The following is a 15,389-nucleotide window of genomic DNA, read 5'->3' as shown; positions in this document are numbered from 1 at the left end:
ACCGTGCTGACGATCAGCCAGCTGGCCGCGTACGCCGGCGTCACCGTGCGCGCGGTGCGGCACTACCACGCGCGCGGTCTGCTGCCCGAGCCCGAGCGGGACCACTCGGGCTACCGCCGCTACGACGCGTCGGCCGCCGTGGAGCTGATCAAGATCCGCACGCTCGCCGAGGCCGGGGTGCCCCTGGCCCGGGTGCACGAGCTGATGGTGGCCGACAGCGACGAGCTGGAGGCGGCCGTCGCCGAGATCGACCGGCGGTTGCGTGCGGAGATCAGGCAGCTGCGCGTGCACCGCGAGCGCATCGCCCACCTGCCGGCGGGGCCCGACCTGGCCCTGCCGGCCGAGGCGGTCGCCTACCTCGACCGGCTGCGCTCGCTGGGCCTGTCCGAGCGGTTCGTCGGCGGCGAGCGCGACGCGTGGATCCTCGTCGCCGCCCAGGTGCCCGAGCACATGGCGTTCTACATGCGGCTGAAGAACCAGCAGCTCGACGACCCCGAGGCGATGGCCTTCTACCTGGACGTCGCCAAGGCCGTCGACGGCGATCCCGACGACGCGGAGCTGGCTGACATCGCCGACCGGCTCGCGAGGCTGCTCGACGCCTACGCCGACAGCGGGGCCGAGGACCTCGAGGACCAGATGCCGGACGACCTGGTGCGGATGCTCGACTCGATGTTCCTCGACCTGGTGCCGTTCGCGCCCCGTCTGCTCGAGCTGATGGAGGCGCGCGGGTGGCGTGGGTGGACCAGGCTCGAGCGGATCAGGGACCGGCGGCTGGGCTAGCGTCGTCCCGTGAGCGACCTCGCCGTCCAGGACGTCGGCAGCCCCGGCGCCCCCACCGTCCTGCTGCTCCCCGGGCAGGCCAACTCGCACGACTGGTGGAGCGGACTGCGCGAGCGACTCGTCGGCTGGCGGACCGTCACGTTCGACTACCGCGGCACCGGCGGCAGCGTGGGTGCCGAGGGCGACGAGCGCGGCTGGTCGACGTCGTCGTTCGCCGCCGACGCCGTGGCGGTGCTCGACCGGCTCGGGCTCGACCGCGTGCACGTCTGGGGCACGTCGATGGGCGGTCGGGTCGCGCAGATGCTCGCGATCGAGCACCCGGACCGCGTCGACCGTCTGGTGCTCACCTGCAGCTCGCCCGGCGGGGCGCAAGCCGTCGAGCGGAGCCAGGACGTGCGACGCTCGCTGGCCCAGCGCGACGACGACGCCCGTCGCGAGGTGCTCGTCGACCTGTTCTACACACCGGCCTGGCGCGCGTCCGGACGTCGCACCCACCTGCTCGGCTTCCCCGGCATGTCGACGGCGGCCACCCGCGCCCACCTGCGGGTGAGCGACGGCCACGACGCGTGGGACCGGCTCCCGTCGGTCGCGGCGCCGACGCTGGTGCTGCACGGCACCGACGACCTGATGGTCCCGGCCGCCAACGCCGACCTGCTCGCGTCGCGCATCCCCGACACCCGGGTGGAGCTGACGCCCGGCGGTCGGCACGGCTTCTTCGACGAGGACGCCGACGTCGTCGTCCCGCGGGTGGCGGCGTTCCTCGCGGGCGAGTAGCCGCTAGGGGAAGACGCGCAGGCCCGCGACCCGCCAGCCGCCGAGTCGGTAGGCGACGCGGTCGGACGTGGGCCGCAGGGTCCGCGCCTTGCCCGACTTGCGCCAGCCGTCCGACGTCCACCGGTAGGTGACGGCGCGTCCGACCCAGGCGCCGTCCTCGTCCCGGCCCACCGACCGCTTGGTGACGTACGTGCGCCCGTCGTCCTTGAAGCGTCGCCACCCGATGTTCGCCGAATTGGCGCTGTCGGTGACCCACCGGGCCGCGCCCGCCGGCGTCCTGGCCGTCACGAGCCTGCCGCCGCGGATCGTCAGGACCGTGTTGTAGAGCGTGTGCGCCCCGGCCTTGACCACGACGACCAGCTCGGCCCCGCGTCGCCCGTCGATCGCCGCCGCCCCGTGCCAGATCCCGCCGTCGACGCCGGACGTGCGGAGCCGCTTGCTGAGCGTCCTGCCCCGGGCGCGGTCGACGCTGATCGTCAGCACGCTGCCGTCGGAGGAGAAGTGGACGGCGTCCTTGCGCTTGTCGCCGTCGACGTCGCGCCTGGTCACGACGGTTCCGGCCGGGGCGGCGGACGCGGGGACGGCAGCGAGGCCGGTGAGCGGCACGGCGACGGCGAGCGCCACGGTGCCCACGCGGCGGCTGAGGGGGTGGGTCATCGGGCCATGGTGCTCCCGTTCGGGCGGTGGCGGAAGACAATGGCCGCACCATGATCCTCCCGACGGTGCCAGACCCCCGGTTCGTGACGCTCCGACGCGGCGGCACGCTCACCGACGCGGACCACCACCTGCTCGCGCTCTGGGCGGCCGCCTGCGCCGAGCACGTCCTCGACCTCTTCGAGTCCGTCCGCCCCGACGACCCGCGACCGCGACGGGCCGTCGAGGCGGCGCGCGCCTGGGTGCGCGGCGACCTGCGGATGATGGAGGCTCGCGCGGCAGGCGGTCACGCCATGGGCGCGGCCCGCGACCTGTCCGGCGCGCCCCGGCACGCGGCCTACGCCGCCGGCCAGGCAGGTGTCGTCGCCCACGTCGCCGCCCACGAGCTCGGCGCGGCCGCCTACGCGATCAAGGCCGCTCGGGCCGCGGCGACACCCGGCCAGGCCGACGTCGCAGGGCGCGCCGAGTGTCGGTGGCAGCGCGACCAGCTCCCCGCCGCGGTCCGCGACCTCGTGCTCGACGACCAGCGGCTGCGGAACGAGATCTGCTGGTCGGTGTTCGAGGTCTGAGGGGCGAGATCTCCGGTTCGACCTCGGAGTCCGCTTGATGTGGGTACCGTCTGCGGACCATCGAATCTCGGGGGCGACATGAGCGAAGAGACCTGGCACGAAGCGCGTCTGATCCCGACCTCGGGCATCAACGGGGCCGAGGAGCAGGAGCGACGGGCCACGTCGGCTCTGCTCGCCGTCGTCGGGGCCGTGAAGGAGTTCGGACGGGGGCTCGTCAAGCCGTTCGGGGCGCCGGCCGGCGCGATCGACTGCTACATCGAGGTCCCGATGATGCTGGGTGAGCGACGTCTCTACCCCGACGGGCTGATCCGGGTGAAGCGCGGCTCGACGACGTGGACGGCACTGGTCGAGGTCAAGACCGGCAGCAACGACCTCTCGGCCGAACAGCTCGAGAACTACCTCGACATCGCGCGCGAGCAGGGTTTCGACGCGGTCCTCACCATCTCGAACGAGATCCCGCCCGCGGCAGGTCAGCACCCGACCAAGGTCGACCGGCGCAAGCTGCGCAGGGTGGCCCTCCATCACCTCTCGTGGAGCCAGGTGCTCGCGCAGGCGGTGCTGCAGAAGGAGTTCCGCGGAGTGGCCGATCCGGAGCAGGCGTGGATCCTCGGTGAGCTGATCCGGTACCTGGAGCACCGGAAGTCGGGCGCCCTGGAGTTCGACGACATGGGCGAGTGCTGGGTCCCGACCAGGGAGTCGGTCGCGGCCGGAACGTTGAGGTCCTCCGACAAGGGCATCGCCGAGGTCGCGGCGCGGTTCGACGCGTTGCTCCGGTTCGCGAGTCTCCAGCTCGGGAGGCAGCTGGGCACCGAGGTCATCCCCGCACTGACGCGCCAGGAGGCTGCCGACCCTGCCGTCCGGTCCCAGCACCTGGCGACTGCGCTGTGCGAGACGGCCCAGCTCTCAGGTGCGATACGCATCCCCGACACGGTGGGCAACTTGGTCGTCACCGCCGACCTTCGCGCCGGGAAGGTCACCTGCCACGTCGACATCGAGGCACCTCGCGAGGGTCGTCCGACGACCCGGGTCAACTGGCTGGTCAGACAGCTCAAGAACTCACCGGAGTCCATCCGGGTCGAGGCCTTCGTCGCTCGAGGTCGAGGGTCGGCGGCGGCCGAGCTGCTCTCGGCCGTCCGGGAGGACGCTTCGGTCCTGGTCGTCGATCCGACCAGGGAGCTCCGGAGCTTCAGGGTCGCGGTCGATCGCCCACTCGGGACCAAGCGGGGACGCGGGCGCGGGTCCTTCATCGATTCGGTGCTCGTCGCCGTCGACGAGTTCTACGCAGACGTCCTCGGCTCGCTCCGCGCCTGGTCGGCCTCGCCGCCGAGGCAGCGGGCGCCGCACGCCGAGGTGCCCGAGCGGGAGGACGTCGTCCCGTCCTCGCTGGCATCGACGGACTACTCGTCACAGGACGGCGCCGAGGCCGTCACGGAGTCGAGCCTCCAGCCGTCGACGTCAGGTTCGTAGTCGTGTCGTCAGCCCGTGGGCGACCTCGAAGATCTGGCCGGTGGGGCTGGTCCAGCGGGTGGTGCCCGGCGCGGTCTTGGTCGCCTTCCACCGGCCGTGGGTCTTGACGCGGTGGTGGTAGCGGCAGAGCAGGTGGGTGTTCTCTGACGACGTGGCCCCGCCGCTGTCGTAGGGGATGACGTGGTCGACGTCGGCCCGTTTGGCGGCGCGGCGGTCGCAGTACGGGAACGCGCAGGTGTCGTGCTGAGCCAACCTGAGCTGCTCACGCAGCCGAGGCGGCGAGGCGTACCCGGTGGCGGTGATCTCGTGGGCGAGGTCGATGACGGGCTTGATGGTGACGTTCCCGTGGCCGACCAGGTGCTCTGCCTCGGTCTGGTCGATCGCGCCGAGGTTGTCGGCCGACCAGGTGCCCGTGGCGTGATCAAGGTGCACGTACAGGACGGTCTGCGCCAGGCCGGGGTGGACGACGAGCCGTCCGAGGGCTTCGGCGCGGCGGACCTGGCGGGGGCGGGTGTCGTCCTCGGTGTCGGCCATCTCGGTGGCGATGTCCTCGACGGCCTGCTCGAGTCGTTCGGCGACTTCTGAGGACAGGCGTCCGGTGAGGTCGGCGGTGCCGTCCAGGCCGTGCTGGACCCGCAGGAACCGCTGCGACAACGCGTGCGCGGTGCGGGCCTCGGCGGACTCGTCGTCGGCCTGGTCCAGGTAGTCGTACTGGGATATCACCTGCTGCAGCCTCGACCTGGTGATCCGGGCGATGGGTGGCTTCACACCGTCACGGGCCGGGTTGGCCAGGTGGCAGTCGACGATCCTCGTGGTGGTCTCGGACAGGCCGCGGGTGCCGGCGGCGACCATCCGGACCTTCCACACCTCGGCCACCCCGGAATCCAGGGCCTCGAGCAGGTGCGGGAGCCGGTGGACCAGCGAGAGCGCGTCGGCGAGCAGCGACTGCGCCGCCCATGCCGACAGGCCGAGTGTGGGGCCGAGCTCGGCGGCCAGGAACTCGGGCACCGCAGGCGACCCGGCACCGCCGAGCTGGACCATCTGCTCCTGACCGGGCAGCACGCGGACGGGCCCGCGCTGCGACCTCGTCCCACCGACGGCCCAGGCCGCGACACCACGGAAGCGAGCCGCCTCGAGTCGCGAGATCTCGGCACTCACGTCGATGACGTCGGCGAGCTCCTCACGAGCGTCGAACCATGCTTCTGCGGCCATGAACCCAACCTAGCGGGACCCTCCGACAGTCACTTTCGCCTGCAATCACGGGCGAGTGAGGCTCATCTCGACGCGGGGCTCTGGCCGCGTAGCGACTCCTCCGGGGCGTGCTGGAGGTCCTCGCCGCGCGACTCGTCGGCGTAGACCATCAGGGTGGAGCCGCCGATGGCCAGGACGATGCCGATGGCGGCGTAGACCGAGGGCAGGGTCTGGTTGGCCAGCAGCGACAGGACGATGGTGAGCACGGGCGCGAGGGCGTTGGTGCTCGGCGCGACGATGGAGGCCTTGCCGCGGCTGAGGGCCATGACGAGGAACAGGGCGCCGACGGCGTTCAGCAGCTGGGTGCCCACGGTGAGGGCCGGGGCCTGCCACGGGGCGCCGGTGGGCAGGCCGCCCATCATGACGATCGCGACGGGCACCAGCACCAGGCCGCTGACCGTCATCCACATGAAGGTGGTGCCGTCGTTGACGCCGACGGTGGCGGCCTTCTTCATGAAGAACGCCTGGACGCCCCACGCCACCATGACCACGAGCGCCAGCGGGATCCACGGGCCCGCGTCGGCCGCGCCGCCGTCGCCCGACACGCTGAACAGCACGATGGCCACCAGGGCGGCCACGACGCCGACGACGGCGAGGCGGGGGATGCGCTCGCGCAGCAGGGCGACGGCCATGAGCACGGTGATGGCGGGGGAGATCGAGATGAGCGGGAAGATCAGGTAGGCCGGGCCGATCGTCAGGGCCTTGAACAGGATCAGCTGGCCGCCGGCGCCCGTCAGCCCGACGAGCAGGCCGTAGCGCATCGCGACCGGTCGCCGGTCGATCCGGACGCCGCCGCGGAGCGCGAACCAGCACGGGATGAGCATGGTGAACGCCCAGATCACGTAGACCATCTCGTCGGGGTAGCCGTACCGCGAGGTCGGCTCGCCGGAGAAGGCGCCCCACACGCCCCAGAACAGGACGAGCAGACCCGCGTAGGGGATCCAGCTGCGCGATCGGGTCATCAGGTCTCCTCGAGGGGTGCGGTGACGGGGGTGCCGTGGAGGCGGGCGGCGTAGAGGGCGGCGCCGACGACGGGGTCGTGCTGCGGGGTGCGCAGCTCGTAGTGCGGCGAGCGCAGCTCGAGCCCGCGGGTGAACGACTCGCGCACGACGGTGGAGGCGAACACGCCGCCCGACCACGAGACGGGGACGGTGCTGCCGTCGTCCCAGCCCAGGCCGACGCGGGTGGCCTCGACGAGGTCGACGAGCGCGTGCGCGGCCTCGTGCAGGATCGACTCGGCCAGGGCGTCGCCCTGCTCGGCCGCCGCGACGACGACCCGGCTGAGGGCGGCGACCTCGCCGCGCGCGCCGCCCCAGCGGTTGAGCACGACGTCGACGAGGTCGAGGTCGGTCTCGAGCGCGAGGTGCTCGCGGAGCAGCGCGTGGAGCGGGCCGCGCGGACGACGTCCGTCGCTCATCTGCGAGAACAGGCCGAGGCCGCGCACGGCGATCCAGTAGGCCGAGCCCTCGTCGCCGAACACCTCACCCCAGCCGCCCACGCGCATCCCGTGGGAGCGGCGCTCGCCGTACGTCATCGAGCCGGTGCCGCAGACGACGTTGATGCCGTCGCTGGCACCCAGGGAGCCGGCCCAGCCGCAGACCATGTCGTTGTCGCAGCGGTACCGGTCGTGGCCGAGGACGGCGGCGGGCGCGGCGTCCAGGGCGGCCAGGTCGCCGCTCACCTCGCCGTACCCGGGCAGGCCGAAGAACGCGTGGGAGAGGTCGGACGGACGGACGTCCGCCGCCGCGCAGACCTCGGTGACGCCCTGGTCGAGCACCTTCTCGACCAGGGAGATGTCCTGGCCGAGGTAGTAGCAGCTGGGCGCCTCGACTCGCGCGAGCACCCGCCCGTCGCCCCGCAGGACGCACAGCGCGGTCTTGGTGCCGCCGCCGTCGACGCCGAGGTAGGTCTCGGCGCGGCGGTCAGGCGTCGAGCGCGTGGATGGTGACGCCGGCGACGACACGGTTCACCTCCCCGCTCGGGAACGGGTCGTCCGGCGTCAGGCCGAGTGCGAGCGAGGTGCGCAGGGCCAGCACCTGGGACGCCACGACGTAGGCGAGCGCGACGAGCTCGTCCCGGTCGCCCGCGAGGGACGGGAAGGTCCACTGCTCGGCGTCGAGCGGCAGGCGCTCGGCGCTCACCACGACGAGCCGTCCGGCCGGCAGCGCACCGGTGAGCTCGGTGACGATGTCGAGGTCGTACGCGCGGGTGTAGGGGTCGGTCGACACGTGGACGACGACCAGCGTGCTGTCGTCGAGCAGCGCCTTGGGGCCGTGCCGGAACCCCAGGGCCGAGTCGAAGAACGTCGCCACGCGGCCGGCGGTGAGCTCGAGCAGCTTCAGCGCCGACTCGCGGGCGAGGCCCGTCAGCGGCCCGCTGCCCAGGTGCACGACGCGCGCGACGGGGTCGAGGTCGGCGTGCGAGGCCGCGTCCAGCTCGAGCGTGGGGAGCGCGACCTCGACGGCGGACGCGAGGCGCTCGACGTCGGCCCGGTCGACGCGGCCGAGCGCGAGGAGCACCGCCAGCGTCATGCACGTCAGGCTCGAGGTCATGGCGAATCCGCGGTCGTTCGCGCCCTCGGGCATCAGCAGCACCCGGGACGACACCCGCTGCCCGTGGTCACGGGCGAGCGCGCCGTCGGGGTTGCAGGTGACGAGCAGGTGGTGGACGTCGGTGAGCAGCCGGTCGGCCAGCGCGGTCGCGGCGACGCTCTCGGGGCTGTCGCCCGAGCGCGCGAACGACACCAGGAGCGTCGGGACGTCCTCGGCGAAGGCGCCGTACGGGTCGCTGACGACGTCGGTGGTGGCGACGGCGTCGACCCGGCGGCCGGTGGCGCGGCGCAGCGCGGGCGCCAGGATCTCGCCGCCGAAGGCCGACGTGCCGGCGCCCGTGAGCACGATCCGCAGGTCCGGTCGGGACAGGACCGGTGCGAGGAAGTCGGTGGTCTCGCGGTCGTCCGCGGCCTGCTGGGCCAGCTCGCGCCACAGTCGCGGCTGCTGCGCGATCTCCTGCGTGGTGGCCCCCGCGCCGTCGGCGTCGGCGGCGAGCAGGGGCTTGGTGGAGGTCGAGGTCACGTGCGGACGGTAGGCCGCGCTCACCGGTCCGTCAACTGTCTGATACTGGTATGGTACCGGTATGTCAGACGAGCGACTGCCCCGGGGACTCCTCTCCGACGACGCGCTGCCGCTGTTCGAGCAGGTGGCCGGGCGCCTGCGCGACGACCTCGTCGACGCGGGCGCGCGTCCCGGCGACCGCCTGCCGTCCGAGCGGGTGCTCACCCAGCGCTACGGGGTGTCGCGGGTGACGGTGCGGTCCGCGCTCGCCGAGCTGGAGCGCCGACGGGTGGTGCGCCCGTCGGCGTCGCGCGGCTGGTTCGTCGACGACGAGGGCTCGGCGCCGGCGCCCGGTGCCCACGTGCAGGGCTTCGCCGACTGGGCGACGATGCACGGCATCGCGACGACCGCCGAGGTGCTCGCGCAGCAGGTGCGTCCGTGCACCGTCGCCGAGGCCGAGGTGCTGCGGGTGGCGCCCGGCACCGAGCTGTTCGACCTCGTCCGGCTCCGCTCGCTCGAGGGCCTGGTCGTCGTGCACGAGCGCAACCGGCTGCCGCTCGCGATGTGCCCGGCGCTGGCCGACACCGACTTCGCGGACGCCTCCCTGTACGCGACGCTCGCGGCCGGTCGTCCGCCGCAGGTGCCGCGCGTCGCCGACTACTCGGTCGAGGCGCGGCAGGCCGACGCCGACGAGGAGCGCCTGCTCGAGCTCGCCGGCCTCGCGGTGCCGGTGCTGGTGGCCACCCAGCTGTCGTACAACCAGGACCACCGGCCGCTGGAGTACACCGTGGCTGCGTACCGCGGCGACCGCTACCGGTTCCGCGCGTCCATCACGAACCAGGACTGAGCGCCAGCACGCCGAGCACGTGGGCGACGACGTCGCTCACCGCGTCGCGCGCGCCGGCCAGGTACTTCCGCGGATCGGTGACCGCGTCGTCGGAGGCCAGGCGGGCACGCACCGCGCCGGTGAACGCGACGTTGAGCGCCGTCCCGACGTTGATCTTGACCATCCCGGCCTCGACGGCGGCGCGCAGCTCGTCGTCGGGCACGCCGGACGAGCCGTGCAGGACGAGCGGCACCGGCACGGCGTCGCGCAGGGCGCGGATCAGGTCGTGGTCGAGGCGGGCGTCCTGGGTGGTCATCGCGTGCGAGGAGCCCACCGCGACCGCGAGGGAGTCGACGCCGGTCGCGTCGACGAACGCGGCGGCCTCGGCGGGGTCGGTGCGGACGCCGGGCGCGTGCGCACCGTCCTTGCCGCCCACCTCGCCGAGCTCGGCCTCCAGCCAGACGCCGTTCTCCGACGCCCAGGTTGCCGCGTCAGCGGTGGCGGCGACGTTCTGCTCGTACGGGTGCGTCGACCCGTCGTACATCACCGAGCTGAACCCGAGCTCGGCCGTGCGTCGCACCAGGGCGTCGCCGGTGACGTGGTCGAGGTGCAGCGCGACGTCGACCGACGCCTCCCGCGCCACCGCGACGCACGCCGCGGCGATCGCGTCGGGGGAGCGGTGGAACGCGATCGCGTTCTCGCTGAGCTGGAGCACGACCGGACGCCCGGCGCGCTCGGCGCCGGCGACGACCGCCTCGGCGTGCTCGAGCGTGATGACGTTGAAGGCGCCGACGGCGACGTCGGCCTCACGGGCGTCGTCGAGGAGGACGGCGGCGGGGACGAGTGCCACGTCAGCCGCCCACCTGGCCGTTGGCGGTGCACAGGTCACCGATGTCGGCGGTGCGGTCCTGCTTGATGTACCCGAACATCTTCAGCGCCCTCTCACGGTCCCAGCGGACGCTGAGGTCGGCGATCGGCACGGTGCAGTTGAGCCCGCCGCCGCCCATCGCCGACGACAGCCCGAGCGCGAAGCGCCCGAGCGCGAGGGGCCCGACGTCCTCGCCGATCGTCAACGACGACGCACCGCTGCCGGCCACGCGGGCGTAGCGGACGGGGTTGAGCACCGTCCAGGGCGACTTGGCCTCGCCCGCGATCGCCCCCAGCACCTCGCGCTGGCTCTGCACGCGGCTGATGTCGGAGTCGGCGTACTGCTTGCGCGACCGCGCGTAGCCCAGGGCCGTCGGGCCGTCGGCCTCCTGGCAGCCGGCCTTCAGGTTGATGCCGGCGTCCTTGTCCTTGAGGTTCTTCTTCGGGCAGATCTGCACGCCGCCGACCGCGTCGACGATGTTGACGAAGCCCCCGAAGCCGATCTCGACGTAGTCGTCGACCCGCACCCCGGTGTTCTCCTCGATCGTCTCCACCAGCAGCTTCGGGCCGCCGATGGCGTAGGCGGAGTTGATCTTGCCGCGCCCGCGCCCGGGGATCTGGACCTGGGAGTCACGGGGGATCGACAGCAGCAGCGTCGGGCCGCTGCCGGTGTGCATCAGCATGATCGTGTCGGTGCGGTTGCCCCCGACCGAGCCGGTGGTGAGCTGCTTCTGCTGCTCCTTGCTCAGCCCGGCGCGGCTGTCGGAGCCGACGAGCAGGAAGGTCTGGCCGGGCTGCTCGCCCGGACGGTCGCCGTCGGGCGCGGCGTCCACCTTGTTGATCTTGCTCCACGCCCAGATCGGCACCGCGACGAGGAAGACGACCCACGCCAGCACGAGGGCGAGCACGATGCGGCGGGTGCGCCGGCCGTTGCCCTTGGGGCGCGGGGAGCGGGACGCCCGACGATCGGTCGGCGGGACCGGGCCTCCACCGCCGCTGCGGCTCGAGGCGTCCCGCGTGCTGGCCCACGACGGGGGAGGCAGCGCGGGCGGGGGGAGGTCCGACCGCGGCGGGGAGGCCGGCGGGCTGCTGGAGTCCGAGGGGCCGCCGTAGAGCCAGCCGTACTTGTCCTCGGACGAGGAGCCCTCGCCGGGCCCGTGGTCGCGGTTGGGCATGGCGACGACGGTACCCGAGCGCACGGCGCGTCGGCGCAGGTCACGGCCGTCGGCGAGGTGATACTGACGGGCACTGCTCGCGTCTTCCCCCGTGAGGATCTCTTTACATGTCGCACCCCCGCACGCCCCTGTTCGGGCCCGAACCGGCCGAGGACGTCTCGGCCCGGGTCCGGTTCCGCCGGGCCCTCGTCCTGATGGCGATGACCCTCGTCATGCCCGGCTCGGCCCAGCTCGTCCTGGGCAACAAGCGCGTCGGACGCATCGCGATCCGCTGCTGGCTCGCCGCGTGGACGGTGCTGCTCGTGCTCGTCCTCCTCGCGATGACGTCGCGCAGCAGCCTGCTCAGCGTCTTCACCAGCGGCTCGCTGCTGTGGGTCGGACGGATGCTGCTCATCGGCGCCGCGCTCGGGTGGGTCGTGCTCTTCGTCGACGCCTGGCGCCTCGGCGCGCCGCTCGAGCTGCGCCGCCCGCACCGCCTGGCCATGACCGGCGTGAACTCGGTGCTGTGCTTCGTCACCGCCGGCAGCCTGTTCTTCGGCGCCCACGTGATGGCCGTCCAGAAGAGCTTCATGGACGACGTGTTCGGCCAGCAGACCGTCTCGATCGCCGAGCAGGGCCGCTACAACGTGCTGCTGCTGGGCGCCGACTCCGGCAAGGGCCGCGTCGGCCTGCGTCCGGACTCCCTGATGGTCGCGAGCATCGACGCCGACACCGGCCGCACCGTCCTCGTCGGCCTTCCGCGCAACCTCGCCAACGTCCCGTTCCCCAAGGGGTCGACGATGCGCGAGCAGTTCCCCAAGGGCTTCGACTGCGACGGCTGCTACCTCAACGGCGTCAACACCTGGGCCGAGGACCACAAGGAGCTGTTCCCCGGCGTCACCCACCCGGGCATCGCCGCCACCAAGCAGGCCGTCTCGCAGGCCACCGGCCTCGACATCGGCTACTACGCGATGGTCAACCTGCACGGCTTCAAGGACCTCGTGGACGCCGTCGGCGGCGTGCGCCTGACGGTGCCCGAGCGCGTCCCGATCGGCGGCATCGGCGCCCCGATCACCGGGTACGTCAAGAAGGGCACCTACAAGCTCGACGGCAAGGAGACGCTCTGGTTCGCCCGCAGCCGCGTCGCCAACAACGACTACTCGCGCATGGCGCGCCAGAAGTGCGTGATGAGCGCGATGCTGCAGCAGCTCAGCCCGCAGACCGTGCTGATGAACGTCAACTCGCTGGCCAACTCCTCCAAGCGGATGCTCGAGACCGACATCCCGCAGAGCGAGCTCGACACGTTCATCGACCTCGCGCTCAAGGCCCGCTCGGCCAAGGTGTCGACGGTGTCGGTGGTGCCGCCGGCGATCAACACCTCCAACCCCGACTTCGACGAGGTGCGGGCGATGGTGTCGCGCGCCGTCGACGTCTCCGAGGGCAAGACCGTCCCCAAGCCGAAGAAGCAGGTGGCGGCCGAGAAGGCGGCGAAGGCCAAGACGGCGGGTCAGGCGCCCGACGTCGACAAGGAGCGCTCGACCACGGTCAACGAGACGCAGGACCTCGCGTCGGCCTGCTGACCCGCTCGGTCGCGGCGACGTCGTCGGCGCGACCGGCGGGCACCTCGGCGCCCGAGGAGTCGCGCAGCAGCACGAGCGACCCGCCCGCCACGAGCACGCCCAGCAGGGGCTCGACCACGTCGACGTCGCCGACGACGAGCACCCGCTCGCCGGGCTCGAGCGCGGCCGAGCGGCCCCGGTCGACCAGGTCGGCGTGCGACGCCGGCGTGGGTGGGGCGTAGGCGGAGAACACGTCGCCGTGGCCGAGCACCTCGGCGTTGTAGTCGACGACGCCCGCGGGCAGCGCCTCGGCGAAGCGGGCGCCGAGCGGACGCAGCGACAGCGCCACCACCTCGTCGGCGTCGGGCACGTCGTCGGTCAGCACCTCCGGGCCGAGCACCACGAGGTCGGCGTCGGCGTTCGCCGCGACCACGGTGCAGCCGACGCTCCAGCACGCGAGGTGCCACACCACCGACTCCCAGTGCGCGGGCAGCCGGAGCGACACCGTGGTGGAGTCGTCGGCGGCCAGTGAGTCCTGCAGCATGTTGGCCGTCTTGGACACCCAGTTGGCGGTGGTGGCGACGCTGAGCTCGATGCGCTCGCCGGTGGCCTCGTCGTAGTAGGTGACGAACGGGCGGCCGGGGTCGGACGCCAGGGCGGACGCGATCAGGGCGGGGACGGTGTCGTGGGGCACGCCCCCAGCGTGTCAGGTGGTGACGACGACCTCGACCGCGAGCCGGTGGGCCGCGGCCAGCACCCGCACCCGCTCGGCGACGGCGCCGGCCTCGACGAGGGCGTCGACCTGCGTCGAGGCGGGCACCACCTCGACGCGGTCGCGCTCGGCGCGCAGCTCGACCGGGGTGCCCTCCGACGCGTCCCGCAGGACCGACTCGAGCGCGCCGGGCCCCGTCACCGGGAAGCCGCGGTGGCCGTCGCGACGGACGGCTGCGCGCACGGCGTCGACGGCGCCGAGCCCGAACAGGTCGGTGTCCTCGGCGCGGACGAGCGCCGCGGCGCCCGGCCCGTCGTCGGCGGTGAGCAGCGCGGGGTCCAGGCCGCGGACGAGCACCACGGGCACCCCGGCGAGCTTGCCGGCCACCAGGTCGGCGGCCGAGGCGACCTCGTCGGCGACGGCGGGGGCCGTCACCTGCAGGTCGTTGCCGTGGGGGTCGGTGGTGCCCGAGAGGTCGAGCAGCGGCAGCAGCCCGGCCGCGCCGATCGCGAGGTCGACCTGGCCCTCGCGCCACGCGCGGCCCGCCGTGTCGGTGACGACCACGGCCACCGTCGCGCCCGTCGCGTCGTGGAGGGCCCGGCGGATCGTGCGCGCGTCGCCGTCGGGGTCGCGCGGCAGCGGGACGGCCGTCCCGACCGCGGTGTTCGAGCGGTCGATGCCGCCGGCGGCGAGCACCAGGCCGTGGTGCGTGCGGACGATCCGCAGCGGCCCCCGGGCGGCGACCACCCGGTCGGTCTCGGCGTCGAGCAGGTCGGCCCGGTCGCCGGGGACGACCAGGCCGGCGGCCTTGCTCACCACCTTGCTGGTCACCACGACGACGTCGCCGTCGCGCAGCCCGGGCAGGTGCCGCACCGCGAGGGCGGCGAGGTCGTCGCCCGCGGCGACCTCGGGGAAGCCGCGGGCCGGGACGACCTCGAGGGTCACGACGACGCCCGGTCGCGCAGGGCCAGCCCGATCTCGAGCGTGTCGGCGGCGAGCGCCGCGGTGAGCGCGTCGTCGCTCATCAGGAGGGGACGCGCGTGCGCCTCGACGCCGGCCTCGCGCAGCGTGGCGACCTCGTCCTCGTCGCCGCTGTCGACCAGCCAGGCGTCGAGCAGCCCGCCGCGGGCCCGCGAGCCGTAGTGCCGTCCGACGCCCGCCGCGCTGACCTCGACCCCGAGGCCCGAGAGCAGCTGGTCGGCCATGCCGCGCACCGCGGCGCCGCCGACGATGGGGGAGACCCCGACCACGGGCGCCGACGTGCGGCGCAAGGCGTCGCGGATCTCGGCGACGCCGACGATCGGACCCACCGAGACGATGGGGTTGGACGGGGCGACGACCACGACGTCGCTGCCCTCGATCGCCTCGACCACGCCGGGGCCGGCGGTGGCCGCCTCGATGCCCACCGCGACGACGCCGCGCACGGGCACCGAGGCGCGCAGGCGCACCCAGTACTCCTGGAAGTGGATGGCCTTCTGCCCGGCGGGGCTCTCGTCGTCGTCGACCACGATGTGGGTCTCGACGCGGTCGTCGCTCATCGGCAGCAGCTCGACGCCGGTGTCCCAGCGGCGGCACAGGGCACGCGTGACGTCGGACAGGCCGTAGCCCGCCGAGAGCATCTGCGTGCGCACCAGGTGGGTGGCGAGGTCGCGGTCGCCGAGCCCGAACCAGTCGGGCTGCACGCCGTACGCCTGCAGCTCGGCCTTGGCGTTCCAGGTCTCGT

16 protein-coding genes are annotated in these 15,389 nt (G+C 73.4%); 6 read left to right on the top strand and 10 right to left on the bottom strand.

The genetic code is table 11. From position 1 onward, the window contains the following. Positions 1-3 precede the first annotated feature (3 nt). Together ACI6PP_RS02640 and ACI6PP_RS02635 are read left to right on the top strand one after the other, a co-directional pair. A complete protein-coding gene (locus ACI6PP_RS02640) occupies positions 4-780 on the top strand; it encodes a MerR family transcriptional regulator (protein ID WP_421108838.1) in 777 nt (258 codons plus the stop codon). A 9-nt stretch (positions 781-789) separates the two neighbouring features. Next, complete coding sequence (locus ACI6PP_RS02635; RefSeq protein WP_421108837.1) at positions 790-1,554, top strand: alpha/beta fold hydrolase; 765 nt, start codon at positions 790-792, stop codon at positions 1,552-1,554. Between the two features lie 3 nt (positions 1,555-1,557). On the opposite strand, the gene ACI6PP_RS02630 is transcribed toward ACI6PP_RS02635, so the two are convergent. After that, complete coding sequence (locus ACI6PP_RS02630) at positions 1,558-2,211, bottom strand: hypothetical protein (protein ID WP_421108835.1); 654 nt, start codon at positions 2,209-2,211, stop codon at positions 1,558-1,560. An 83-nt stretch (positions 2,212-2,294) separates the two neighbouring features. Here ACI6PP_RS02630 and ACI6PP_RS02625 point away from each other — a divergent pair, with 83 nt between their 5' ends. Together ACI6PP_RS02625 and ACI6PP_RS02620 are read left to right on the top strand one after the other, a co-directional pair. Continuing rightward, positions 2,295-2,777, top strand: coding sequence for a putative immunity protein (locus ACI6PP_RS02625; protein WP_421108833.1), 483 nt, complete (start codon positions 2,295-2,297; stop codon positions 2,775-2,777). Between the two features lie 78 nt (positions 2,778-2,855). Continuing rightward, complete coding sequence (locus ACI6PP_RS02620) at positions 2,856-4,244, top strand: hypothetical protein (protein WP_421108832.1); 1,389 nt, start codon at positions 2,856-2,858, stop codon at positions 4,242-4,244. On the opposite strand, the gene ACI6PP_RS02615 is transcribed toward ACI6PP_RS02620, so the two are convergent. From ACI6PP_RS02615 to ACI6PP_RS02600, 4 genes are all read right to left on the bottom strand, one after another. Then, positions 4,233-5,456 carry an HNH endonuclease gene (locus ACI6PP_RS02615; RefSeq protein ID WP_421108830.1) on the bottom strand — a complete coding sequence of 408 codons (1,224 nt, stop codon included), beginning with the start codon at positions 5,454-5,456 and terminating at the stop codon, positions 4,233-4,235. The genes ACI6PP_RS02620 and ACI6PP_RS02615 overlap by 12 nt on opposite strands. Before the next feature lie 62 nt (positions 5,457-5,518). Next, the gene (locus ACI6PP_RS02610) at positions 5,519-6,457 is read right to left on the bottom strand and encodes a DMT family transporter (protein WP_421108829.1); all 939 of its coding nucleotides are present in this window, start codon (positions 6,455-6,457) and stop codon (positions 5,519-5,521) included. Beyond that, positions 6,457-7,458 (bottom strand): N-acetylglucosamine kinase, encoded by a 1,002-nt coding sequence (locus tag ACI6PP_RS02605; RefSeq protein WP_421108827.1) that lies wholly within the window; start codon positions 7,456-7,458, stop codon positions 6,457-6,459. Before ACI6PP_RS02605 ends, ACI6PP_RS02610 begins: the two co-directional genes overlap by 1 nt. After that, on the bottom strand, positions 7,418-8,569 hold the full coding sequence (locus tag ACI6PP_RS02600; RefSeq protein WP_421108825.1) for an SIS domain-containing protein: 1,152 nt from the start codon (positions 8,567-8,569) through the stop codon (positions 7,418-7,420). Before ACI6PP_RS02600 ends, ACI6PP_RS02605 begins: the two co-directional genes overlap by 41 nt. A gap of 61 nt (positions 8,570-8,630) precedes the next feature. Between ACI6PP_RS02600 and ACI6PP_RS02595 the strand changes: the two genes are divergently transcribed. Next, positions 8,631-9,395 carry a GntR family transcriptional regulator gene (locus ACI6PP_RS02595; protein ID WP_421108824.1) on the top strand — a complete coding sequence of 255 codons (765 nt, stop codon included), beginning with the start codon at positions 8,631-8,633 and terminating at the stop codon, positions 9,393-9,395. Here the strand turns inward: ACI6PP_RS02595 and ACI6PP_RS02590 are convergent. Continuing rightward, positions 9,379-10,224, bottom strand: coding sequence for a class II fructose-bisphosphate aldolase (locus ACI6PP_RS02590; protein ID WP_421108823.1), 846 nt, complete (start codon positions 10,222-10,224; stop codon positions 9,379-9,381). The genes ACI6PP_RS02595 and ACI6PP_RS02590 overlap by 17 nt on opposite strands. A gap of 1 nt (position 10,225) precedes the next feature. After that, the gene (locus tag ACI6PP_RS02585) at positions 10,226-11,416 is read right to left on the bottom strand and encodes an LCP family protein (RefSeq protein WP_421108822.1); all 1,191 of its coding nucleotides are present in this window, start codon (positions 11,414-11,416) and stop codon (positions 10,226-10,228) included. 107 nt (positions 11,417-11,523) lie between these two features. Between ACI6PP_RS02585 and ACI6PP_RS02580 the strand changes: the two genes are divergently transcribed. After that, the gene (locus tag ACI6PP_RS02580; protein WP_421108820.1) at positions 11,524-12,975 is read left to right on the top strand and encodes an LCP family protein; all 1,452 of its coding nucleotides are present in this window, start codon (positions 11,524-11,526) and stop codon (positions 12,973-12,975) included. Here the strand turns inward: ACI6PP_RS02580 and ACI6PP_RS02575 are convergent. The 3 genes from ACI6PP_RS02575 to cofD all read right to left on the bottom strand — a co-directional run. Next, positions 12,941-13,648 carry a TIGR03089 family protein gene (locus ACI6PP_RS02575; protein WP_421108818.1) on the bottom strand — a complete coding sequence of 236 codons (708 nt, stop codon included), beginning with the start codon at positions 13,646-13,648 and terminating at the stop codon, positions 12,941-12,943. The two genes, ACI6PP_RS02580 and ACI6PP_RS02575, sit on opposite strands and share 35 nt — an antisense overlap. Positions 13,649-13,660: 12 nt before the next feature. Continuing rightward, positions 13,661-14,611 carry a coenzyme F420-0:L-glutamate ligase gene (gene cofE, locus ACI6PP_RS02570; RefSeq protein ID WP_421108816.1) on the bottom strand — a complete coding sequence of 317 codons (951 nt, stop codon included), beginning with the start codon at positions 14,609-14,611 and terminating at the stop codon, positions 13,661-13,663. Next, the coding region (gene cofD / locus ACI6PP_RS02565) for a 2-phospho-L-lactate transferase (protein ID WP_421108814.1) at positions 14,608-15,389 on the bottom strand (782 nt) is incomplete at its 5' end. The genes cofD and cofE, both read right to left, overlap by 4 nt.

This window comes from Solicola agrisoli (assembly GCF_049059935.1).
In the GTDB taxonomy this organism is placed as follows: Bacteria; Actinomycetota; Actinomycetes; order Propionibacteriales; family Nocardioidaceae; genus JAURVT01.
This window is presented reverse-complemented; position numbering and strand designations above follow the sequence as displayed.